The organism is Flavobacterium maritimum, assembly GCF_040049085.1.
GTDB lineage: Bacteria > Bacteroidota > Bacteroidia > Flavobacteriales > Flavobacteriaceae > Flavobacterium > Flavobacterium maritimum.
The window spans coordinates 285174-310138 of record NZ_JBDLZY010000002.1; the positions used below are offsets into that span (position 1 = coordinate 285174).

At 34.2% G+C, this 24965-nt stretch carries 21 protein-coding genes; 7 read left to right on the forward strand and 14 right to left on the reverse strand.

Annotated elements, in window-relative coordinates:
• Positions 1–43 precede the first annotated feature (43 nt).
• Together ABEB23_RS05305 and ABEB23_RS05310 are read right to left on the reverse strand one after the other, a co-directional pair.
• The gene (locus tag ABEB23_RS05305; RefSeq protein ID WP_348811382.1) at positions 44–1555 is read right to left on the reverse strand and encodes a RagB/SusD family nutrient uptake outer membrane protein; all 1512 of its coding nucleotides are present in this window, start codon (positions 1553–1555) and stop codon (positions 44–46) included.
• Positions 1556–1592: 37 nt separating this feature from the next.
• The gene (locus tag ABEB23_RS05310; RefSeq protein ID WP_348811383.1) at positions 1593–4676 is read right to left on the reverse strand and encodes a SusC/RagA family TonB-linked outer membrane protein; all 3084 of its coding nucleotides are present in this window, start codon (positions 4674–4676) and stop codon (positions 1593–1595) included.
• A gap of 797 nt (positions 4677–5473) precedes the next feature.
• On the opposite strand from ABEB23_RS05310, the gene ABEB23_RS05315 reads away from it, so the two are divergent.
• Positions 5474–6136 (forward strand): sugar-binding protein, encoded by a 663-nt coding sequence (locus ABEB23_RS05315; RefSeq protein ID WP_348811385.1) that lies wholly within the window; start codon positions 5474–5476, stop codon positions 6134–6136.
• Here the strand turns inward: ABEB23_RS05315 and ABEB23_RS05320 are convergent.
• A complete protein-coding gene (locus ABEB23_RS05320) occupies positions 6124–7164 on the reverse strand; it encodes a LacI family DNA-binding transcriptional regulator (RefSeq protein WP_348811387.1) in 1041 nt (346 codons plus the stop codon). The two genes, ABEB23_RS05315 and ABEB23_RS05320, sit on opposite strands and share 13 nt — an antisense overlap.
• 497 nt (positions 7165–7661) lie before the next feature.
• Between ABEB23_RS05320 and ABEB23_RS05325 the strand changes: the two genes are divergently transcribed.
• The 5 genes from ABEB23_RS05325 to nagB all read left to right on the forward strand — a co-directional run bounded on the left by ABEB23_RS05325 (position 7662) and on the right by nagB (position 14088).
• Positions 7662–8747 carry a GHMP family kinase ATP-binding protein gene (locus ABEB23_RS05325; RefSeq protein WP_348811389.1) on the forward strand — a complete coding sequence of 362 codons (1086 nt, stop codon included), beginning with the start codon at positions 7662–7664 and terminating at the stop codon, positions 8745–8747.
• Positions 8748–8763: 16 nt separating this feature from the next.
• Entirely contained in the window at positions 8764–9639 is an 876-nt protein-coding gene (locus tag ABEB23_RS05330) for a sugar phosphate nucleotidyltransferase (protein ID WP_348811390.1), read from the forward strand.
• Between the two features lie 38 nt (positions 9640–9677).
• Positions 9678–10610, forward strand: coding sequence for an SDR family NAD(P)-dependent oxidoreductase (locus tag ABEB23_RS05335; RefSeq protein WP_348811391.1), 933 nt, complete (start codon positions 9678–9680; stop codon positions 10608–10610).
• A gap of 123 nt (positions 10611–10733) precedes the next feature.
• Positions 10734–12143 (forward strand): sugar MFS transporter, encoded by a 1410-nt coding sequence (locus ABEB23_RS05340; RefSeq protein ID WP_348811392.1) that lies wholly within the window; start codon positions 10734–10736, stop codon positions 12141–12143.
• Positions 12144–12159: 16 nt separating this feature from the next.
• A complete protein-coding gene (gene nagB, locus ABEB23_RS05345) occupies positions 12160–14088 on the forward strand; it encodes a glucosamine-6-phosphate deaminase (RefSeq protein WP_348811394.1) in 1929 nt (642 codons plus the stop codon).
• Between the two features lie 187 nt (positions 14089–14275).
• Here the strand turns inward: nagB and ABEB23_RS05350 are convergent, their stop codons facing one another.
• The 11 genes from ABEB23_RS05350 to ABEB23_RS05400 form a co-directional block, all read right to left on the reverse strand.
• Positions 14276–14662, reverse strand: a complete 387-nt coding sequence (locus tag ABEB23_RS05350; RefSeq protein WP_348811396.1) for a response regulator — start codon at positions 14660–14662, stop codon at positions 14276–14278.
• Between the two features lie 152 nt (positions 14663–14814).
• Complete coding sequence (locus tag ABEB23_RS05355) at positions 14815–15417, reverse strand: GNAT family N-acetyltransferase (protein ID WP_348811397.1); 603 nt, start codon at positions 15415–15417, stop codon at positions 14815–14817.
• Positions 15418–15644: 227 nt separating this feature from the next.
• Complete coding sequence (locus tag ABEB23_RS05360; protein WP_348811398.1) at positions 15645–16070, reverse strand: VOC family protein; 426 nt, start codon at positions 16068–16070, stop codon at positions 15645–15647.
• A gap of 383 nt (positions 16071–16453) precedes the next feature.
• Complete coding sequence (locus tag ABEB23_RS05365; RefSeq protein ID WP_348811400.1) at positions 16454–17233, reverse strand: bestrophin-like domain; 780 nt, start codon at positions 17231–17233, stop codon at positions 16454–16456.
• A gap of 208 nt (positions 17234–17441) precedes the next feature.
• A complete protein-coding gene (locus ABEB23_RS05370) occupies positions 17442–17891 on the reverse strand; it encodes an SRPBCC family protein (protein WP_348811401.1) in 450 nt (149 codons plus the stop codon).
• A 29-nt stretch (positions 17892–17920) separates the two neighbouring features.
• Positions 17921–18358 carry a VOC family protein gene (locus ABEB23_RS05375; RefSeq protein ID WP_348811402.1) on the reverse strand — a complete coding sequence of 146 codons (438 nt, stop codon included), beginning with the start codon at positions 18356–18358 and terminating at the stop codon, positions 17921–17923.
• Positions 18359–18563: 205 nt separating this feature from the next.
• Entirely contained in the window at positions 18564–19160 is a 597-nt protein-coding gene (locus ABEB23_RS05380; protein ID WP_348811403.1) for a dihydrofolate reductase family protein, read from the reverse strand.
• A 513-nt stretch (positions 19161–19673) separates the two neighbouring features.
• Entirely contained in the window at positions 19674–21164 is a 1491-nt protein-coding gene (locus ABEB23_RS05385; protein ID WP_348811404.1) for a pyridoxal phosphate-dependent decarboxylase family protein, read from the reverse strand.
• 181 nt (positions 21165–21345) lie between these two features.
• Positions 21346–22134, reverse strand: a complete 789-nt coding sequence (locus ABEB23_RS05390; RefSeq protein ID WP_348811405.1) for a PhzF family phenazine biosynthesis protein — start codon at positions 22132–22134, stop codon at positions 21346–21348.
• 184 nt (positions 22135–22318) lie between these two features.
• A complete protein-coding gene (locus ABEB23_RS05395; protein ID WP_348811407.1) occupies positions 22319–22999 on the reverse strand; it encodes an ABC transporter ATP-binding protein in 681 nt (226 codons plus the stop codon).
• Complete coding sequence (locus tag ABEB23_RS05400; protein ID WP_348811408.1) at positions 22999–23913, reverse strand: ABC transporter permease; 915 nt, start codon at positions 23911–23913, stop codon at positions 22999–23001. Before ABEB23_RS05400 ends, ABEB23_RS05395 begins: the two co-directional genes overlap by 1 nt.
• A gap of 467 nt (positions 23914–24380) precedes the next feature.
• On the opposite strand from ABEB23_RS05400, the gene ABEB23_RS05405 reads away from it, so the two are divergent.
• Positions 24381–24956, forward strand: coding sequence for a Crp/Fnr family transcriptional regulator (locus tag ABEB23_RS05405; RefSeq protein WP_348811409.1), 576 nt, complete (start codon positions 24381–24383; stop codon positions 24954–24956).
• Positions 24957–24965: the final 9 nt, after the last annotated feature.

The window sequence follows — 24965 nt, forward strand, 5'->3', positions numbered from 1 at the left end:
TGCAACAGCATTACATTCTTGATTTTTAAATATCCAATATTATTTACTGTCTGTCTGCATTACTTAACTTAGGGTTAAGATTAACCTGGCTTTGAGGGTATGTATAATATTTGTTTTGAGGCATCTTGATTTGAGCTGCTTCTCCAACTCTAAGATGGTACGCATTTACCAGAACGTCATATTTGTTCATTCTAATTAAATCGGCACGACGTTTTCCTTCGTAGAAAAGTTCCCATCCTCTTTCTTGCAAAATAGCATCTCTCAAACTGGCTTGGTTATAATCAGATAAAACTAAAAGTTTAGCGTGTGATCTTGCTTTAACCTGGTTAATAAGACCTATTGCTTCGGCAGTTGGCCCGTTAATCTCGTTTAATGCTTCTGCTCTACTTAACAACACATCAGCATAACGTAATATGTTTACACTGTGCCCATCATAATAAGTAGTGGTTTCATCATCAGCATATTTTCTGGTGGCTACATCCGGCATATAGAATTCTCCAGCTGGTGGTTCAGCACCCAAAGTAGGCGCTTGCTTGTGCAACAAACCATCGACACCCACAAATTCTGGAAAGAAACATTGTTTTCTCTCATCTTCGTCGCCAAAAGTATTGTAGAAATCCCAGTTTACGGTATAATACTGCCATCTGTTTTGAACCACCGGATGATCTACCGGCCCAAAATGATTTAACAATTCCGTTCCATTTGTATTGGCATCACTAAGAGATGAAAAAATGTTTTCACTACACCATTTGTTGCTTTCTTTAAACAATCCCATGTAAGATGGAAAAAGTCTGTATTCATTTAGATTTATCACCTGTTGAGTAAGGTCTACTACTTGCTGCCAATCATGACTTCGCATATATAGTTTTGCCAATAAAGTTAGTGCTGCACCCTTAGTAGCACGTCCCACATCATTACTGTCATAAATCGCATTGTCTTGGTAATTAACTGGTAATATTCCTGCTGCTTCATTAAGATCTTTAATCAAAAAAGCATCGATATCTTCAACTGATGTTGGAGCTGTCTGATCTAAATAATTAGGGTTCGCCAAATTATCCTCTGTAATTAAGATTACCGGTCCCCATGCATCAGTAAGGTCCATATAGGCAGAAGCTCTTAGAAACTTAGCTTCAGCTATAAATTGTGCTTTTTCTGCATCCGAAATTCCAGACATAGGGGTAATATTGAAAATCGCATTATTAGCATTGGCGATCAACTTATACATTGAAGTCCAATCTTCTCTAAGCAGTCCATTGTCTGAATTCCAAGTTCCTAGAGACAATTGTCCAGGATCACCACCATATTGACAATGTCCTAAATCGGTAGCAATATCTGTTAAAGCAAAATGCCTTGTAGCCCAGTATGAAAAGTTATCGCCCACAACAGGCCCTTTTAGTCTGGCATAGATCGAATTTATGGCTGCCACGGCATCCGACTTTGTTTGATACCCATTTGTATTAGTCAAACTGCTATATACGGTAGGATCAAGATCACTATTACACGAAAATTGTGTACCAGCAGCAAGTAAAAGAAATAGTATTGTATATTTTTTCATTTTAATAAATTTAATGTTAGTAAAAAAGCCTTTTAGACTAGTGAATGGTAACTTTTAAACCTAAAATAAAAGTTCTCGAAGCTGGGAATGAGTTGAAATCGATTCCTCCACCCAAATTGTTGTTTGAATGCCCGTTTACTTCCGGATCATTTCCAGAATAATTTGTAAAAGTTGCCAAATTCTGACCTATAAGATACAATCGGATATTGTCTATAAATTTAGCTTGTCTGAATGCGCTCTCCGGAATAGAATATCCAAGAGAAATGTTTTTTAAACGAACATAAGAAGCCTCTTCTACAAATTTTGAATTTACATAACTACCATATTTACTTTTGTAATACCCATCTCTTGGAATATTCGTGTCTTCATTAACACCCGCTACCCAACGATCCAAAGCATCTGTACTTGTAGTTGATTCTCCTACCATTGCAGTCATATTGTATACGGAATAATCAAATGCTCCTTGGAAAAAGATATTTAAATCAAAATTTCCATATCTTAAATCATTATTAAATCCTGCAATATAATGTGGTGTAGAATTTCCTAAATAGGTTTTATCATCGGCTGTAATTGTTCCGTCGCCATTTACATCCACATATTTTGGATCTCCCGGTAAAGAAAGTGGTTGCGGAGCGTAAACTTCTCCTGTTTGCACCACTCCAGCATATTGGTAACCATATAATACACCCATTTCTTTCCCTGGTTCCAGTCTTGTAAATTCCTGACCTGAAACAACGCCACTTGGATTAGATGTATTGGTACTAATGATTTTAACATTATCCGAAAGCGATATTACCTCTTGTTTATTGTATGCAAGGTTTAAAGATGTTTTCCAATAAAAGTTATCAGTTCTGAAATTTTCAGTGCTTACACCAAACTCAATTCCTTTGTTTTCAATCACTCCCGAATTGACTCTTTGAGTGCTAAAACCCCACCATTGTCCAACAGGAACATTCAAAAGCACATTACTGGTTGATTTTTTATACACATCAAGAGTAGCACTGATTCTTCCGTTAAGGAATCCCATATCCAAACCTAAATTGGTCTGAGCTGTTTCCTCCCATTTCAGGTTGGCGTTTGCTAAATTTGCAGGTTCAGTTCCTCCAACAAAATTATCCGGAGCAATCGTCACCCCATAAGAAGTAAGCCTGTTCATATATGCATAATCCCCAATACCATCACTTCCTGTAATACCATAACTGGCTCTTAATTTTAATTCAGAAAAAGTGTTTAAATCTTGAATGAAGGACTCATTTGAAAGTTTCCATGCAATAGCACCAGATGGGAATATCCCGTATTTATTGTTTGTTCCAAAACGAGAAGAACCATCTTTTCTAATTGTAAAAGAAGCTAAATACTTGTCTGAAAAGGAGTAATTCAATCTACTGAAATAAGAAGTAAGTTTCGTTTCTGATTTAAAACTTTCCGGTTTTGAGTATACCGAGGCTCCCTGAAGATTATAAAATGTCAACAAATCATTCGTAAAACCAGTACCTGCTGCTCTTACCTGCTCATAAGTATCTTTTTGATTTGAGGTTCCTAACATTGCTGTTAAAGAATGTTCTCCTGTCATAAATTTATAGGTTAGGTATTGCTCTGTACTCCATCTGAAATATGTTCTGCTTTCTTCTGAAGCAACCCCTTTTAGAGCAGCACCTGCAACCAATGTACTAGGTGTATAATTTCCTTGCAAAACTCCTTGATACTCTGCACCCGCTCCAAAATGATAGGTCAAATTTTTGATAATTTCATAGTCGAGAAACATATTTCCGTTGACTAATCTATTGATTGTATTATCTGTAGGTTCTAACAAAAGAGCTAAAGCATTATCTTTTCCCTGGTATTTATAATACGATCCGTCGGGATTATAAATAGGAATACTAGGAGGAGCAGTTTGAATAGAAAATAATGGAGACAAAATATTGTCTGAATAGCTGCTATTATTTCCATCACTTACAGAACCGTAAACATTGGTCCCCATATTTAATTTGTCATTAAATTTTTTCTCAGCTCCCATTCTAACGGTGTACTTTTCGAAATCTGTGTTTTCTAAAGCTCCTGTTTGATTTAAATAATTTCCTGAAAGAAAAAATTTAGATACTTTATCACTTCCGCTGAAAGTAATTGTTCGGTTAATTACTTCTCCTGTACGGGTTGCTGCATCAAACCAATTGGTATTGGCAATTGGAAAACTCTCTGGGAAAACAGCCGGTCTACCGTTTTCGGCAGCAATTGCATTTTGAATACTAGCATACTGTTGCCCATTCAACAAGGAAGGCTCCTCGATAATATTTTGAAAACCATCTGAGATTTCAGCCTCCACTTGCATTTTTCCAAGTTTTCCTTTTTTAGTCGTAATGATAATTACCCCGTTTCCTCCTCTGGCACCGTAAATAGCCGTAGAAGAAGCGTCTTTCAAAATCTGAATATTTTCTATATCATTTGGACTAATCGATGCACCAGTACTGGTAATAAATCCATCTACCACGTATAAAGGCGCGTTAGATGTATTAAGGGAATTACCACCTCTAATAATAACTGAAGGTGTACTTCCCGGTGCAAAACTGTTTTGTTGTACTTGAACTCCGGAAGCACGTCCTTGCAAAGCTTGCCCAACATTCGAAACGGTACCTCCTAAGTTCAAGTTGTCCTTACCGATAGAACTCACAGAACCGGTAAGATCCGTTTTCTTTTGTTTACCATACCCAACAACAACTACTTCTTCTAATTTTTGACCTTCTTCTTTTAAGACAACAGTAAATGGTGTATTTTGGATTGCTACTTCCTGTTCTTCCATACCGATAAAGGAAATGACCAATCTAGCTGTGTTTTTTGGCACTGCAATTGCAAAATTACCGTCAAAATCAGTAATCGTTGAAATTTTACTGCCTTTTACCAGAACTGTAGCTCCCGGTAATGCTTCCCCTTTTTCGCTAACCACTCTTCCTTTGATAACAATTTCTTGTGGCAAATAAATTTCAGAAGAATCCATTTTAGGAATTTCTGCTGCTGTAACGGGTAAACTTAAGGTTAATATTGAAAGAGAGGTTATTTGAATAACCTTTCTGGAAAGATTGTTAAGCCGTAAATTTCTAGGCTCGTTTTTGGTTAATAATTTCATACTCTAAGGTTGTTTTGGTTAGTAATAATATTCTGATAATTTATATAGTCTTCATCTTGCTATTCCTTATAAAGAACTCAACCCATAATGCGCCCAATTTTAGTTATCATTTCTATGGATGTCAGAAAAATATTTTATAAAAAGGTTTTCCTACACGGTTTGTTCTATTTTACACTGTTTTTAGTTACAAACACCTGTTTTACAAGATATTACCCCTTACAAATACTCCGAAAAATCGATCTAATTTGGCGCCTTAAATGGGGTTCAATTTCTTAATACATGACGAAACTATATATTTAATTTTAATAAAACAAGAAAAAGCACAAAAAATGTGCTCGAACACATAATATTTATGTTCTCGAGCACAAAAAAAATGAATTCTGCATTTTTTAATAAAATAAATATCTGATGTTAAAAAAATATTGTTAAGATTTGACACTATTAATTTAAGTTCTAAAAAATCGTTGACTCTGTTTTATATCTTATCAGAAATTTCAGGATAATCGGAATTAGGTAATCGTCACAAGAAATAGATCTGACATTTTATCCTACGATGATTGTAATAAAATAAAACTAATTAGTATGATGTCCATTTTATAGAACTTAAAACTGGAAGAGCTCTTGATGCATTTTTTTTCTACATTTGGCTTCAAAACTATTTATATAAAAAAAAATCTGGTATTCAGTAAAAGGCAATAAACCAATGTTTATTCGCTTCCTGAAATTGAAATTTAGTTAAGGTTGACGGGACTGGATGTGTCAACCTATTTTGTAAACAAATATTATTGCAAACGAAAATGGAAAGAGAAGTAGAAAAATATACAGTCAACCTAATTAAGAAGGATCAATTAATCATTACAGGTAAAGGAGATGATTTATTATGGAATGAAGCCACAATTTTAAACCATTTTGTTTCTCCTTGGCAGTCAGAAAAGCAATCTGAAATAGAATTTAAAGCACTATGGGACGGTATAAATTTATTTTTTTGTTTTACTGTTTTTGATACTGCAATACATATTGAAAAAAAGGATGATAGCTTTGACAGTATTAATAATTCAGATAGAGTTGAACTCTTCTTTAGACCGGATGATTCGCTAAACCCCTATTACTGCTTAGAAATTGATACTAATGCCAGACTAATGGATTTTAAAGCTTATCCAAATAAAGTTTTTGATTTCGATTGGAATTGGCCAGAAAGGGATATCAGTATTAAATCATCTGTAAACAAAGACCATTTTACTGTAGAAGGAGCTATTAGTATTTGGTCTTTAAAAAGTTTTCATTTGATTAAAAATCATAAAATTGAAACCGGAATTTTTCGTGCAAAATACTGTTCAAAAGATAATTTAAATTTTGAACCTACCTGGATCACCTGGGTAAATCCAAATACGGAAGCACCAAATTTTCATACACCTTCATCTTTCGGCATTTTGGATTTGGCACAAAATTATAAAGTATAAAAATCTGCGTTTTCAGAATTTATAATGTCAATTGGCAGAAGAATTGTATCGGGAATTTCTTTATCAAAAAGAAAATATTCTACGATAGAGGTAATTCCAAGATAAGTTTGCCTTTTTGGATTTTGATGAATTAAAAAATCGATTATACCATCTTTCAAATAAGCCACATTCTCATCAATTAAATCATAACCAATAATTCTAATTTTACTACGTTCAAAATCTTTAATGAATTTAGCAATTTGATAAGCTTTGGAAGTGGTTACGAAAATACCCGATAAGTTTGGATTTTCATTTAGAAAGCTGTTTAAAGTAGTTTCAACATTTGGATTTTTTAAACTCAAAGTGGTTACTTTGTAATCCTGACTTTTCTTTTCATCAAAGTAATTCCTGAACCCCCGTTCCTTTTCTTGCATGTGAATCGCATTCTTGTAGCTTTCGTCGATATGAATAATTGCAATTTCTCCCTTATTCAAGAGAGAGTCTAATAATTTAGCCGCAATTCTTCCGCTTCGAAATAAGTCTTGACCAACAAAACTTTTTATAAAAGGAGATTGTATCTGGTTATTAAATATATTTACGATAATACCTGATAAATTATATTCTTTTACAACATTCAATGTTTCCTTATGAAATAAAGGTGCCAATAAAACAGCATCAGGGGAAAGTTCTAAAATAGATTTATTGACACTTAAAAATGATTTGGTGCTCTCTGGATTAAAATAAAATGTATCAATTAAAAGATTGTATGCTTTAAATTCTTTTATAGCATCATTAATTCCGCTGATACAAGGAAGCCAATAAGGATCAATCTCGGGATCCGGAATTACAACACAAATATGTTGCGTCTTATTATTTTTTAAATTTCTTGCAATTAGATTCGGTTCATAGTCAATTTCGCTAAGAACTTCATTGACTTTTTCCAGAGCTTTAGGGGAAACTTTTCCTCTTTTATGCAAAACCCGATCAACAGTTCCTTTAGAAACACCAGCTAACTGAGCAATATCTTTTATGGTATATTTCTTATTCATAATGGGCAAATATATAAAAACTTTAATTCAAATTGTTTCGGATGTGTTGAATTATAAGACATAAGATGAATTATTAAACTGTTAGTTCTAAAAGGTAAATTCCGGAATTACATTTTCCCTAATTTCGATCTAAATCCGAAATTGAATGATTCTACTATGTACCTTTTTTATACCAATCTATTTCGTTTTGCAAAAATACTCCCGCTTATAAAAAACGAATAAACAACAATTCAATACTTTTCATTAAACCATTTTCCCTTCTCTCCTATTTCAGAAAATAATTACTTTCTCAAGTAATCCAAAGGCACTTTTTAGTTTAATAAGTAGCAAAAATTTTAGAGGTCATAAAAAATGTGTTCGAACACATTTTTTTGTGTTTTCCTTGTTTAATATGAAAAAAAGCTCTAGTTTCGTACTTATAAAAACAAATTAGTTCTTCATCTTGCTACAAAATACAAAACTAAATCCTTGTTTTTCAATAATTTAAATAAACAAAAGTGAAAAAAATCATATCATTGGCACCGGGCCGGACTTGTCTTTTTGGAGATCATCAAGATTACCTGGGATTACCTGTTATTGCATGTGCCATTAATCGACATATAAAATTAACTGCTGAGGAAAATGACACCAAAGTATTTAAAATAAACATGGTCGATATTGGTGAAGTACGAATTATCGATATCAATAAAATTTTTTTAGAATTAGAACCGCGTGATTATTTCGGTTCCTCATTGAGGGTTCTCAGAAGACACGGCTGCATTCCAAATGTTGGTTACGATATTACAGTGACCGGAAACATTCCGATTAACTCAGGAACATCCAGTTCATCGGCTTTACTCCTAGCCTGGATTAATTTTTTAATAGAATCATATGGTGTAAACGATGAAGTTACTCCTGAATTCATCGCAAAAATGGGATATGTATCCGAAGTTTTAGAACATGGAGAACCCGGCGGAATGATGGATCACTACAGTATAGGAATAGGCAATATTATCCATATCGATACCAGAGTTCCTTTTTCTTACACTATTATCGGAACAGAATTAAAAGGCCTTATTACGGGTGTTTCCGGTGTACCAAAAGAGACGATTGGCGTAATTGGTGATTTGAAAGGAAATGCTTTACTGGCAATAGATACTATAAAGCAAAATTTCAGCGACTTTGATTTAAACCAAACTGAAGTTGAAGACTTAAAAAAATACACAAATTATTTACCGGACCGATTGATTCCTTTTTTTGAAGCGGCCATTAAAAACCATCATTATACCAAACTTGCTTTAAAAGAATTTGAAAAACCCACTCTTGATTTAAAGAAAATTGGGGAATTGATGAATGCCCATCATGCTGTATTGCGGGATTTATTGAAAAATACGGTACCCAGAATTGACGCCATGATTGATGCTGCGCTTAACGCTGGTGCTTATGGAGCTAAAATAGTCGGTTCAGGAGGAGGAGGCAGTATTGTAGTAATGGCTGAACCTGGAAATGAAGCTCCAGTAGTAGAGGCAATACTGGCAGCTGGTGCAACAGAAGCTTACACGGTATCAGTTGATCCTGGGGTAAGAACATTAAAAACACACTAAACTTAAAGAACTAATTATGCATGATAATTTAATTATTTTAGCAGGAGGCGCCTCTTCCAGAATGAAAAAGCAAGTTGTATTAGACAATTTGACCGAGGAAGAAATTGCCCAAGCTAATGAAAGAAGCAAAGGACTTATTGGTGTTGGACCAAATGGCAGACCTTTGTTAGACTACCTTTTATTGAATGCTAAAAAAGCAGGATATAAAAATGTCTACATCATCATTGGCGAGCAGGGAGATCTTTTCAAAGAATTTTACGGAAGTAAAAACAAGAACAATTATTTTCATGGATTAAATATTTCTTTCGCCATACAATATATTCCGGAGGGAAGAACCAAACCATTTGGCACTGCAGACGCACTATTTCAAGCTGTAGAACAATATCCCGAATTAAATTCCCAGTATTACACGGTTTGCAATAGTGATAATTTATATTCGGTCAATGCGCTACAGGCCCTAAGAGAAACAAATAGTCCCAATGCCTTTATAAGTTACAATAGAGATGCAATGGAATTCTCATCAGAAAGAATTTCACGATTCGCTATTGCTAAACTAAACGATTCCAATCAATTACTGGACATACTTGAAAAACCAAGCGCTGATCATTTAGAAAGCTACAAAGATTCAGAAGGAAAATTAAGAGTAAGTATGAACGCTTTTAAATTCGATGGGAATCTTATCTATCCTTATCTGAAAAACTGTCCTGTTCATCCTGAAAGAGACGAAAAAGAATTGCCTACAGTCCTTTTAAATGCAGTGAAAGAACATCCTAATACCACATTGGGCATACCCTTTTCTGAACACGTGCCTGATTTAACCGCCAAAGAAGACATAGCCGAAGTAAAGGCTTTCCTAAAAAAACAATACCCAGAATTAAACTGGAACGATTAATAGTTTAGCAAGTATTCATCTCAAAAACATCAAAACAAATGAAGAAATATGTAATAACAGGAGGTGCCGGATTTATAGGAAGTCATATCGCAGAATATTTATCAGCTGAAGGACATCATGTAATTGTTTTGGATAGTTTGAGAACCGGGTTTGAAAAAAATCTTAACGGATTGAATGTCCAATTTGTAAAAGGTGACATTAGAGATAAAGACCTGGTCGAAGAACTGGTACAAGGAGCTACTGGAATATTCCATTTAGCGGCTTTGGTCAGCGTTCCGGAATCCCTTTTAAATATCAAAGAATGTATCGATATCAATACATTGGGAACCATAAATATTTTGGAGGCGGCAAAGAAGAATGTCAACTGCAAGGTGGTGCTTTCTTCTTCTGCTGCTAATTATGGGGACAATCCCATATTGCCTAAAATTGAAACAATGAGTCCGGAACCAATGACTCCTTATGCTGTCACAAAATTAGATGGAGAGTTTTATTTGAAAATGTATCAGGATCAATGGAACGTTCCTACTGCTTCCTTACGCTATTTTAACGTTTTTGGACCTCGCCAAAATCCGAAATCAGCCTATGCAGCCGCGGTACCTATTTTCATAAATAATGCATTGCAAAACAAACCCATAACCATTTATGGAGACGGTTTGCAAACCAGAGATTTCATTTATGTAAAAGATGTGGTGAAGGCCAATATACTAGCTTCAAAAACAGGAGGAGAAATGTATAATGTTGCTTTAGGCCACAGCACCTCAATTTTGGAATTAGCCGAAAGGATAATCGAAATAACCAACTCAAAATCTCCAATACAATTTCTGGAAGAGCGCTCGGGAGATATTAAACATTCAAAAGCAAATCCTTCCAAATTCAATGAATTAGGCTTTAAACCTGACTACTCCATTGCGAGCGCTTTGGAAGAGACAATTGATTTTTACCACCATGAACTAATAAAAACAAAGGTGTAAAACAACTCAAAAAAATACTTCCAAATCGTATTTCCGGTAATTAAACCATACTGGATTACAAAGTATATATGCGGTTAAATACAATCAAAACAGAATCTAACTATTACTAGAAAAAGAAATCAAATGTCAAAAATTAAAAATACAATCAGCAGCAATCCAGGGAGCGCACTAATTCCAATGGTTATTTTAACCACCTTATTTTTTATTTTAGGGTTTGTTACTTGGTTAAATGGACCTTTAATACCCTTTTTTGAATTAGCATGTGAACTATCTCCTTCTCAGGCGTACTTTGTCGCTTTTGCCTTTTACATTGCTTATTTTGTTATGGCAATTCCATCCTCATGGGTGATTGAAAAAGTGGGGTACAAAAATGGTGTTTCCTTGGGACTTCTTGTCATTTCCCTTGGTGCATTTATGTTTTATCCTGCGGCGGAAACAAGGACTTTTCTATTATTTCTAATGGCTTTATTTATTATGGGTACCGGTTTGGCAATTCTACAAACTGCGGCAAATCCTTATGTTGTGGTTATTGGTCCGAGAGAAAGTGCAGCAGCAAGGATCAGTGTACTTGGGATTGCAAATAAACTAGCCGGATTTATAGCCCCCTTAGTGTTAACAGCCTTAGTACTTTCAAATATGCAGGATTACACTGCCGATAAAATTGTGCTTCTTGATAATAGTGCAAAATCTGTGGCCTTAGACAGTCTTGCGTTGCAATTACAAATCCCGTATTTATACATGGGACTAATTATCATTGTTTTAGCAATAGCTGTAAAATTATCGCCTCTTCCCGAAATTGACTTAGATGAGGATGGAAATGTGACTGATTTAAGCATTTTCAAACAAATAATAAATGCTTTAAAAAACCCACAACTGGTTTTCGGTGTTATCACTTTAATGCTGTATATAGCTGCCGAAGTTATAGCTGGCGATTCGATTGGCGGGTTTGGGAAACAACTGGGAGTTTATGGAGAAAACGGTAATTTATATCTAAAACTAACTTCATTTACCATGACAGCAATGGTAGTAGGATACATTTTAGGAATTACACTAATCCCAAAGTACGTTTCACAAGTAACTGCATTAAAAGCTTCAGGCATTTTAGGTGTAATTCTGGTAGTATTAATTGTATCTGTATCGCCTATAGTTATGGTTCAATTACCTATAATTTCCTCTTTGCCTTTGGTTATTATTTTGGTGGCACTTTTAGGACTCGCTAATGCTCTTTGCTGGCCTGCCATTTGGCCAATGGCGCTCCAAGATTTGGGTGGCTATACAAAAATTGCCAGTGCCATATTAATCATGGGAATCATCGGAGGTGCTATTTTCCCTTTAATCTATGGCTCTTGGGCAGAAACTATCAATTTAGCCAACCAAGCAAATGGAATTGCCAAAACGGCCAAAAGCGGCAACCAAATAGCTTATTTAATCTTATTGCCTTCTTATTTGATGATTCTATTTTTTGCAATTAAAGGGCATAAATACAGAAGTTGGTCAAGAAAGCAATATGAATTAAGTTCTACCATAAACTAAAAAAATAAAACAGATAATGTTAAAAAGTAGTATAGATAAAGCAACCGGTTTCGAAAAAAGATTCGAAAATATTGACACAGTAGTTTTTGAAAATTCAACCGATGCATCTAAAGCGGTTGCACAACAAATAGCTGCTCTTATCAGATTAAAGCAAGACAATAAACAATCATGTATATTAGGATTAGCGACGGGTTCTTCACCAAAAGGATTGTATGCTGAACTAGTAAGAATGCACAAAGAAGAAGGTCTGAGTTTTAAAAATGTAATCACCTTCAACTTAGATGAATATTATCCAATGGAACCCGATTCCATAAATAGCTATGTGCGATTTATGAAAGAGTTATTGTTTGATCAGATAGATATTTTACCAGAAAATTATCATATTCCTGATGGAACTTTATCTAAAGAGGAAATAGCGGATTATTGCGCTAATTATGAAGCTCAGATCGAAGCTTTAGGCGGTATTGATTTACAAATACTGGGAATTGGAGGAAATGGACATATTGGATTTAATGAATCCGGCTCTTTGCAGAATTCAAAAACAAGATTAGTAGCATTAGATCATATTACAAGAGTGGCGGCAAGCAGAGATTTTTCGGGACTAAATAATACTCCCAGAACAGCCATTACTTTAGGAGTAAAAAAAATAATGGAAGCCAAACAAGTTATTTTGATGGCTTGGGGAGAAGGAAAATCGAACATTATAAAAGCTTCTGTTGAAGGTACTGTAACAAACCAAATTCCGGCTTCATTTTTACAAGAACACAAAAATGCTGTTTTTGTGTTGGATAAAGAAGCTTCTTCAAAATTGACAAGAATCAATACACCATGGTTAGTTGAAGAAATTGTTTGGACCGATAAACTGACTAAAAAAGCGGTAATTGGACTGGCTCTTGATTTAAAGAAACCTATATTAATGCTGACAGATGCAGATTATATAGAAAATGGAATGAGCGATTTATTGGCCGCTTCAGGACCCGCTTACGACATCAATATCAAAATATTCAATAGATTACAGCATACAATCACCGGATGGCCAGGAGGTAAACCAAATGCCGACGACTCAAACAGACCCGAACGAGCTGAGCCTTCAAGAAAAAGAGTACTGATTTTTAGCCCACATCCTGATGATGACATTATTAGTATGGGTGGTACTTTTATGAGATTGCAACAACAAGGTCATGAGGTTCATGTCGCCTACCAGACTTCTGGAAACATTGCCGTAGCAGATGATGAAGCATTACGATTTGCCAGCTTTGTTTGTGACTACAATCAAAAATTTGGAATAAAAAGTGTTGAAGCGGAGAATATTTATAAAAAAGCAATTGCTTTTCTTAAGAACAAAAAAACAAGTGAAATAGATATTCCGGAAGTCCGATATTTAAAAGGGTTAATTAGAAAAGGGGAAGCACGCTCAACAAGTTATTTCGTTGGTCTGCCAGATGAACAAATTCATTTTATGGAACTTCCTTTCTACGAAACAGGAGCTATCGAGAAAAAACCTTTAGGAGAAGACGATATCTTATTAACAATGAATCTTATAGAAAAGATAAAACCTCATCAAATATATGCAGCGGGTGATTTGGCTGATCCACATGGAACCCACAAAGTGTGTCTGGATGCTATTTTTGAATCGGTCCGAAGATTAAAATCTAAAGATTTTATGAACGAATGCTGGGTATGGCTTTATAGAGGAGCATGGCAGGAATGGGGAATTGATGAAATTGAAATGGCTGTGCCTATGAGTCCGGATCAGGTATTAGCAAAAAGACAGGGGATTTTCAAGCATCAATCACAAAAAGACGGTGTCGTATTTCAAGGATCCGATTCTAGAGAATTTTGGCAAAGAGCTGAAGATCGAAACAAAGAAACTGCAATGTTGTACAATCAACTTGGACTCGCTACTTATGCAGCTATGGAAGCTTTTGTTAAATGGGAAGGTTAATTATTAAGTGGTTTGTTTTTAACAGTAGGCTTCAACTTTTGTAATACAGAAGAAGCCTGCTTCTCATTAAAAAAAAAATAACAATTAGTAAAAATCCATCACTTAAAAAATATAGTGATGGATTTTTTTAATAATATGGAGTATTCCTGATTATCATCTTATAACTATGCAGTTATATAGTCAAAATCTAAAATAGCATCTTCGCAATAATTTTCTGATTCAATGGTTTTTCAATATAACCGGAAACATTTTTGTTTTTAGTGGCACGATCCTTATCCAGCTGGTCAATCGAAGATGACAGCATATAAATTTTTAGTTGCTCTTTTATGTCCTTGTCAAAATTCTCAAACTCTTCAAGAAAATCCCAACCTGAAAGAACAGGCATGTTAATATCTAGAAATAGAATTGTTCTCTTTCCAATGGATTCTGAATAAATTGATTTGATATAAGTAAGTGCTGTTTCGGGATTAATAAATATTTGAACATCTGCTTTAGGAAAAACATGATTAATGACTTTACGACAAATAAGGTTATTAACAGCATCATCATCAACAACAATAAAATTTCTATTCATTTCAAAAGAGCTATTTAAATTCATTTATAAACTGTAAGTATCTGGCCAACAATCGTCAGTATTACCTCACAGTATAAAACCTATATAAATCAAAATTATTGTGCTGCCAAAACATTTTTGCATTTTAAATATTGATATCCCCTTACTTAATTTTATTTAGTAATGTAATAACGTACCATAGGTCTGCTTTTAGAGGTGCGGTCCACAATTTCAAAACCTGCTCTCTCAAATGACTTATACAGGCCTATCCACGCAAAAGCGTCAGGAAGTCTTTCCTGTGTTGGAATGGTTGGATAGGCTTCAATAATTTTAATTCCCGTCTCTTCGGCATATCTTATAAGAGCTTTTAAAAGTGCGACGGAAACGCCTTGACGCCTAAAATCTTTTGCTATAAATGTACAGGGAACGGACCAAACTGTTTTATTGTCAATACGTTTATGTACTCTCGATTTTCCTAATTTCAAAAAATCCTCCCGTGGTGCAAATGCACACCAAGCAATAGGAATATCTTCAAAAAAACCAAGTAGCCCAGTTGGTTGGTTGTTCCAAACAAGGTTTTTCATTGCATTCTTATTTCCATCATGTACTTTTCCCTCGTCAAAGTCAGTTTTATTTAATCGAAATGACATACACCAGCAGTTCCCACAAGCCCCTTTTTCACCAAAGAGTTCAACAAATTTATTCCAATTGTTTTTTGTCAATGGTTCGAATTTTAATTCTTTAAGAAAATCATTATCAATGCTTTGCTGTATCATTATATTTCTTTTTGTTTTATTTAGAAGGATTGTCGGGCTAAGAATATTAGATCAACTTTACGATAACTTCATATTGAACGGATAAGCAATTGGTTCCGTTCAATATGAAGCTATTTTATTAATTTAACTATATGGGTATTCGATGATTGGAAACTTTAGGTTTTCTGCTGTTTAAATATCAATTTTGACTTTTGATAATAAATTTTTTGTATTCATTTGGTCAGACATTAGCTTCCATTTTTATTGCTAACTAATTTACTGTTAAGTTTCTCTGCAAACGCAATAATATGCCCATCGAGATCTGCAAAATAACAAACTTTATCGCCCCAGTCTCGGTCTTCAACCGCGCTGATAAGTTTTGCTCCGCTTTTAATTGCATTGTCAAACTCAAACTCAATGTTCTCTACATAAAAATAAAGTTCACATCTTGGTATTCCGTTTCCTTGATCTGGATGTGGAGTTTTGTCCACTAAAATTTTAGCAATCCCATTATTTGGCATTAGTCCCAATTTACAGTTTTCGGAAAGTTTAAATTCGGTCATTCCCGGTACATTCAGGTCGGGATTTTGCCTAAATATTTTTGCATAGAATTCCATACTTGCTTTTTGGTTGCTTACGTAAAGAATTGTTTCAACAAGCTTGATGTGTTTCATTTTCTATTTACCATTTTGGGAGAATTACCACTAACCTCAGTTCTTCGAAAAAACTCTAATTGAATCAGATTTGGTTAATTAGAAAGTAAATATAGCTGATTTAAATTACCAAAAAATTGGTATTTAGAAAAAGAGCTTCAATTATATTCTTAAAAGCAATGTATAACAAGCCTTTAAGAATATACCAGTATGAACTTAGTAGTTTGTAGACTTTATGAAGTTAGCTTTTAATAAGATGAATAAAAATTACACATAACTAGAAACTGCGAGGTATAAACGACGAACTTTCGACATTCTTAGGATAACAAGGAATCGAAGCTTGACTCATCCCTATTATACTAATATTTTCTGTACTTGCTTTTAAGTTATCGTCCTAGAAGAAATCACTCGAAATTCTTCCTCAAATCTATTATGGCCTGATTTGGCACGTCCAAATTTACAAACCCTCTTCGAGGCCTGTCCAAATCTAAGGTAAACAAAACAACTAACGACACCAAAAGACAAAATCCAATTTGGACTATCCAGTCAATTCTGCCTTTGCGGCCTTCAGAATAACCACCATAAAATGCGCTTATCAGAGCCAGAAAAAATAACATGATTAAAATGCTTTGCGGAACTTTTGCTTTCTCGCCGGCAAGACGAGAGGTGGTTACATCAATCATCACGTTCAAAGCGGGAATCATCTGTTGGGTGGCAGCTAGGTTGGCAGGGTCCTTAGATAGGTTGCATGCGCGCTTCCACAATTTCGAGGAAATCACCTGAGATAAACTGTCAGCCTTTAAAATTCCTTTTACATCAGCCCCCACTTCGAAATAAGATATTCTTGCCTCTACATATTCCTTAAAATCTTTGCGGAATAAAGTTCTTGTTGAATCCGGATATAAGTCACTTCGCAATATAGCTGTTCCAATATCATTTGCTTCTTCCACAACAATTTTTCTTCGTGAATCGTAACGATCGCCACTCATACCAAATGTAAATGCCAGTAAAAAAAAAAGCAATGCAATAAGTCCTGAAGTTTCAGTCAAGTTTTCTTCTGTGCGTTTTTTATTCCGAATATAATTTCCTGTGAGCTTCCCAACAAAGCTTGAAATTAGCATTACTATAAAAAGCGAAAGAGCGATGACCCAAGCTTCGGTCTGATTTAGTGTACTTACGTCCATATTATTTTATTTATTAGAGTGATGTTTTGGATTTAGTACACCAATTTAGACAAAAAAAAACTACCAAGAAGCATTTGTAATCGAGTGTCTTGATTTTTTAAACTCGTTAAAGTTCTATAAAAATTTCGAATAGTATAGCCGTAGTTACCAATTCCTCTTTTAAACTACCTCTTGAAAAGTTGTCCTCAAAAAACCTGCACTAAAAGGTTTAAGCATCTGGAATTTCCGGCTCAACTAATTTTGCTAATTTCTCTAATGACTCCTGCCAACCTAAATAACACATTTCTGTTGGTATAACCGAAGGAATACCATCTTGAATAATTTTAAGTTCTGTGCCACAAGAAACCTTTTTGAACCAAACCGAAGTGACCATTTCACCAGGTAAATTTGGGTCTTCAAATTGGTCAGTATATTTGATAAATTCATTCGGCTTCAATTCCAGATATTTCCCTCCAAATGAGTGTCCGTTTCCTGTCGAAAAATTGATAAAAGACATTCTGTAGTTCCCGCCTTGTTTTACATCCATACTATGAACAACACATAAAAAACCATATGGTGGAATCCAAGAGGCCATTGCATTTGCATCAGTAAATGCCCGATAAATTTTTTCGGGAGCGGCTTTAAGAACACGGTGTAATGATACACTATTATTTTCCATATTATTAATTTTTAGTTAATGACTATTGGTTAAGAATGCTGACTAGAAACATTAAACATCCAGCTGATTCCGAATTTGTCTTTGCAAGTTCCCCAGTAACCCCAGAATTCATCGTGGGGTGCAACACCATCTGTTCCACCTTGTGAAAGTTCTTTATACAAGTAGTCAGCTTCTTCTTTAGTGTCTGGATTTAAATTGATTGTTATATTGTTACCCGCAATCAATTTATATCCCATGCTTTCAAGCATATCGGTTGCCATAATTTCTGTTCCACCAAGTATAGGCAATGCAACATGCATCACTTTGTTCTTGTCGGCTTCTGAAAGTTCGGGCATGCCCGGTTGAGCTGGAATGTCACTCATTCTCATTAGCGGAGCAGAAAATTCTGTTTTGAAAACTTTTTTGTAGTAATTAAATGCTTCTTCAGCGTTTCCCATGAAGTTGAGATAAATTGATACATGTGCCATGATGATTTATTTTACTTGTTATTAATAATGTTTAATTCTTGTCTATTCGAGATAAAAAACACCAATTTCTTCTCGCGTGTTGAACTCCGCCCTATTGGATTATTATCTATGAAATTCTTAAAAATACTTTTCCCTGAAATTGGTTGAATGAGTTTAATAAATGTCCCAGCTAATCAATTTGGGTTGGGATTAGTCCAGAGCTGTCTTAAGCTCCAACAGTACCAGTCTTGACTTCTCCAGCTCGCCTGTAGTTGGCAATAATCACCCCAGATGACGTGGCTAAACTCTCCGTCAATGTAAATGCTGCGGCAATCGTGCCATCGCTAAACAACTTTTTTCCCGTACCAAGAGTCAGTGGGTAAATTTTGAGTCTGAGTTCGTCTACTAAATCATTTTTAAGCAACAGCTGAATAAGGGTACTGCTGCCCCAAACTTGAATATCAAAACCTTCTGAATTTTTGAGCTTTTTGATATCTTCCAAACTTTCTATAAATATGGTATTTTTCCAGTTTGACTTTTTGATGGTCTTGGACATAACGTATTTTGTACCATCATTGATGCCAGGCCAAATATCAGCATGCTCTGGCCAGTAGGAGGCCCAAATCTCAAACGTTTTCCGGCCCAGAAGATAATCTGAAGGTTGTTTCAGCTCTTTTTGCACCACCTCACCACCAACTTCATCATCATACGGTGCAACCCAGCCGCCATATTTGAAACCACCTGATGTATCTTCCTCAGGTCCACCAGGTGCTTGCATTACTCCATCTAATGTAATCATTGATAAGACGATTATTTTTCTCATGTAATTACAGTTTTTTATTGTTCGTAATTATTGATTGAATTGAAATTGCATTTTGCAAGCGATAACCAAACGGCTCTGCATAAATTGCTTGCGGTTACTGTCCGCTGTTCAATTTAAAAGTTGAAGTATCGTCATACCGTTGCGACTAACTTATTTGCCTACTCTGTTTTTAGACTAAAATTTGAATGTATTTGCTTATTTTTTGTTTATACACTCAACTCTGGCTAAGTTTTGTAATTTACTCCTATGAAACAATTTTAGTTGCTATTTATACTGATTTTCAACACATTAAAGATAATAATCTTATTCAAAAAAAACAGCTCTCAGGATTTTTTATTTTATCTCTAACGGGAATTATCTATTTCTTCCCTATTCTCTCAAGCACTATCCTAAAAATAATTTCTCTTAAACTCTAAATCATCAGATAAAAAAATTGACCAAATACTAATACTCCCAATTTCACTACGGAATTGAGAAGTGTTTAGTTAATGCATAAGTTTGCAGCTAAAATTTTTATTTTCCTTGAAGAGTTTCGTGAACTTTTCGTCCCTCTCTTACTATAATTTCGATAACTTCCTGAATGTCTTTTTCAGAAGTTCTGAAATTTACGATACATGCCCTTAAACAGTATTTGTCCTCTACTACAGCATTCGACAAAAATACCTCTCCTGCTTCCTGCAACTTGTTTAGTAAATTTTCATTCAATCTGTTCAGATATTCATGACTTTCTTTCTCTAGTTGCGAATAATCTGAGGGAACAAAACGCAATGTGGTGATACTTAAATTTTGAGTTACTGCTTCGAGTTCGGGATGTATTTTTGCTTGCGCAAATAACATCTGCGAAAGATCAATGTCTTTGTCAATCATTTCGATATATCCTTTCTTACCAACTTGTTGCAATGCCATCCAGACTTTTAATGCTCTAAACCCTCTTGAATTCTGGAAGCCAAATTCGTAATAGTTGAGCGACGGCTCATCCTCGTGGTTACTAAAATTGTAATAAGCAGGATGTGAACTATAGGTATCAATAAGATGTTGTGGGTTTTTAACTAAAGTACAGCCTGCTTCGAGAGGTGCATATAGCCATTTGTGAGGATCAAGCGCGATGGAATCAGCTTCTTGAATTCCTTCAAATAATTTTTTGTATTTTGGAATTACTGCTGCAGGAATTCCATAAGCACCGTCAATATGAAACCACAAATTATGTTCCTTGCAAATGCTTGCTATTGCTGTAAGATTATCCACTACACCGGTGCTGACATCCCCTGCATTTCCAATTACAAGAAAAGGTTTTTTTCCATTCTTTAAATCGTCGCTAATTGTTTGTGATAATATTTCCGTATTCATTTTATTTTCCGCATCGGTAGGTATCCATCTTATAGCTTTTGTGCCATGCCCAAATAAAACAGCTGCCTTTTCAATCCAGGTGTGAGTTGCTTTTGAGCAATAGAAAACCATTTCTCCATTAAGAGGCATTAAACCATCTTCCTTCAAACTTGTAGGCGCTTTGGCAGTTCTGGCAGCTAAGAAGGCAGTGAAGTTAGCCATGTTACCACCACTAACTAATATTCCTCCAAAGGAAGGAGGAGCACCAATAAATTCGGTTAGCCATTTTACAGTTTGTTTTTCAATGGCTGTTGCCATCGGACTTAAAATGTTTGCCCCAACATTGGGATTAACGGCAGCAGCTAAAAAATCTGCTAGAGCACCGATTGGTGTTGGAGATGATGTTATGTATCCGAAGAATTTTGGATGTCCGTTTAACAACGAATGTTGCATTAGCAAGTCAGAAGATTTAGCAATTAATTCAGAGATATTTGTTCCATTTTCTGGTAAAGAAGCGTTCCCTAATAGCTGTTGTATTTGTTTGGGAGTTTCTCCGGTTGTAACAGGTTTTTCATTTATGGTTTCAATAAAATTTGAAATATCATCTACTAATTTATATCCAATTTTTTTGAACTCATCGCTGCTAATTTCAATTGGTGATTTTCGTTTATTCGTCATGGCAAAAGTTACAGTTTTTCAGTTAGACAAAATTAATATCGTGATGTAAAAGTTATAGTTCGCACTGGCCGTCGTCGTCTTCAACTGACCATTCATTGCCGTGATATGTTCGTTCCAATTCGTGATATCTTTTCCGAATTTCTAAAGAGCCTTCTTTGATTTCTTGTTTTTGGCAGTAGTTTTATTCTGTCCACATGTGGCCAATTGAATACGTTTTTGCCTGACCACTAATTAGCACCCTATCGCCTTTTTCTTCGCAAAAAAGTTTTCCAATTCTGTCAGAAACCTGAAGTGCATAAAGTTCCTTTTTATTAAGTCTTGCGGCCCAAAATGGAATTAAAGAGCAATGAGCAGAGCCTGTTACTGGGTCTTCTAAAATTGATGCTTGCGGCGTAAAAAACCTTGAAACGAAATCACAATTGTCACCAATTGCTGTTACTATTACTCCACCAGGGTTAAGATTGATTTGGTCAAATAACTGTCGGTCAATTTTAATGTTCCTAACTTCTGTTTCATTTTCATAAACCAAAAGATAGTCCCTGGATTTTAAAACTTCTTTTGGCTGAATATTTAATGATTTGGCTATAATTTCAGGTAAGTTGCTTTCTTTTGGCATTCTAGATGGAAAGTCCAAATAATAAAAATCGTTTTCTGTAAGTACTGTTAAATCACCGCTTAACGTTTCAAAAACAATCTTGTTTCTTTTGTAATCAAGAATGGTATTTAAACAATGGGCTGTTGCAAGAGTAGCATGACCACACAAATCCATTTCAATTTCAGGTGTAAACCAACGTAAATGAATTTTGTCTCCCTTGTCTACGAAGAAAGCTGTTTCTGCAACCGCGTTCTCTTTCGCTATTTTCAATAAGATGTCGTCTGTTAGCCAGTTGTCAAGAGGTACGACACAAGCTGGATTTCCGCCAAAAATCTTGTCTGTAAATGCATCAATTTGATAAAGATTAAGTTTCATTATGTCATTTTTTTAAATTATTACCCACCTCAATTCTCCTTAAAACCTCTAGTCATATTTGATTTGGTTAATTAGAAAGTATAATAGTTGATTCTAACTACAGTTATTTCTCGTGTAAACTAATTCTTGGCTCCATTCAACAAAGGTTTAACTCATTAATTTTATTTATGTTACCAGACGTTTTTTATTTAAGGTTTAATTTCTCTATTTTATTTCCAATAGAAAATTCTTTCATTTCTCTTTCTAAAAGACCAAACTCATTTTTAAATACTTGCTTAATAATGTTTCCATTTTTTAGTAAAAAAATTTCGTCGCAAGTGTCGTTTAATGTGGAAAAGATATGTGAAGAAATGAGTATTGTTTTCCCCATTTCTTTTAATTTATGAATTATTTCCGTAATTATAATATTACTTTGAATGTCAACACCATTAAAAGGTTCGTCTAAAATAAATAATTTATTTTCTTGAATTAGTATAGCTGTAAATGCAAGCTTTTTTTTCATTCCTGTTGAATATTTAATGGCATATTCATTTAATGGCAAATCAAAAATATTCTTTTCTTTCAAATCTGAATATTCTATATTTCTGGCATTACATAATAGTTTAAGATATTCATTACCTGTTATTTTTGAAAAAAAATAAGGTTCGGTTTGAAGATAACCAAGAAAATCTTTTGTTTTTCCATATTCACAAATGATAGTACCTTGATGTTTCTCTAAACCTGAAATACATTTAAATAAAGTTGTTTTTCCAGATCCATTTTCACCAACAATTCCATAAACTTTACCTTTTTCAAGGTTTAAGTGAATGTTATCTAATACTTTTTTTGCTCCGTAAGATTTAGACAAGTTTTCAATACTAATCATTACAATATTTCTTTTAGTTTTTTTGTTGACTGAATGTACAAGTAGGGAATAATTAGTAATAACAGCGGTGGAAACCATAAAGTTAAAGCAAATACAATCCCAAATCTAATATTTAATTTTTCCGGAAACACAGAATATTTCGCTAACATTGTTGTGAAAATAAACAAATATCCCAAACATTGAATACCCAATATTATATCAATTTTTATATAAAAAAATATCGATAAACTTATTATTATGGGCAAACTTAAAATTGTTGAATAAAGTACAATGTTTTTTAATTTGTACTTAATAAATTCTTTTGGAGTCAATGAAAATATCCAAACATAATACTCATCTTCTGAATTTGTATAATAATTAAGGCAAGAAAGTAAAGCAAGAATCAGCGAAAAAATTCCCAAATTGAAATTCCCAACACTTATTGACATAAATATCAGAAAGTAGGCAAAGAAATAGAGCAAATAGTTTGTTCTAAAACCAACAATAAACTCAAAAGGATGTTTATAAAAAGGTGTTGGTAATGCAAAGTTTGATTTGTTTTTTAAATCAACTACCGTTAAAAGGCAAATCGAAATTAAAAGTAAAAAAGAAAACAAATACTTTTCTTTATAAATCAAAAAAATAATAAAAGGTATGGAAATAATTAAGTTTTCAATTAGTCTTAATTTAATATATTCAACTTTTGAATAACAAAGTTTCAAAAATTCATTTCTATTTACTTCATTCAGTTTTATGGTCAAACTCAAACTCAATGCGACATAAATGTATTCAGCATATTGAGTTTCATCAAATAATTTAATTGACAGACCGATAAACGCAAAAACACCAACTAAATATCCAATTATAGGTTCAATCCCCCATTCTGTTAATTGCCTGTTTAGCATCCTAAATTGTAAAGTAAAATATTCTTTCATTTTTTTGATGTGCAAGAATGGCTGGTAACTTTAGTTCTCCCTAAGTGTAGGGATAAAACCTCTATAAAAATCTGTTTTTTTATGAATTGAGAAGTAAATATAGTTGAATTTAACTACAATAATAATGCTTTTTAAAAAAGAGTTTCAATTAATACTGGCAAAAATAAATGTATAAAAAAGCCCTGAAAAGCCCAACATCTAAGAAGTGTCTCTATGTCTCGAAGCTGGGAAACCTCGCAGAACACTTCCGACTTTTAATACTGCTCTTGTTTTTAAGTAACACTTTGCGAAGCCGGTAAAAAAACACTAAATTTAATCAAAGGAAATCGGAGTTCAACTTTAGAGGTAAACTAAAACTTATTTTTTGCATATTTGGCTTAGCGATAAACAAATTAAAGCAATAAAAAAATCCGCACCCATCACAAATCCGGCAGGACGCTGGCAGTAATTTTTAAATCCTGAAAAAGATGTCTGAAATATTTAAGATTCATTTAGAAAAATTTATTGAAATAAATGATAGGGAACTTTCTGATATTTTGGGATTTTTCCAGATTATAAATGTTCGAAAGAAAGAAAATCTGCTTGTTGAAGGACAGATTTGTAAATCGCATTATTTTGTTCTTAACGGTTGTTTAAGGAAATTTTTTATAAATAATAAAGGCGTTGAACAAACTACTGAATTTGCTATAGAAAACTGGTGGATTACAGACAACTTTGCTTATGAGCGTAGACTGCCGTCGGAATTTTACATTCAGGCTGTAGAGAATTCAGAAATTTTAACCATTGACAGTTATTCACAGGAGAGATTATTGGTCGAGTTTCCGAAAATGGAACGTTATTTTAGATTTATCTATCAACGGGCCTTTGCAGCCTCACAAATGAGGATAAAATACTTGTACGACTTTTCTAAAGAAGAATTCTACGATCATCTATGCAGAATGCAACCTGAGTTTGTGCAACGGATTCCACAATATTTAATTGCTTCTTTTTTAGGTTTTACTCCGGAATATTTAAGTGAAATCAGGAATAAAAACCGTTCTTAAACCAGTTTA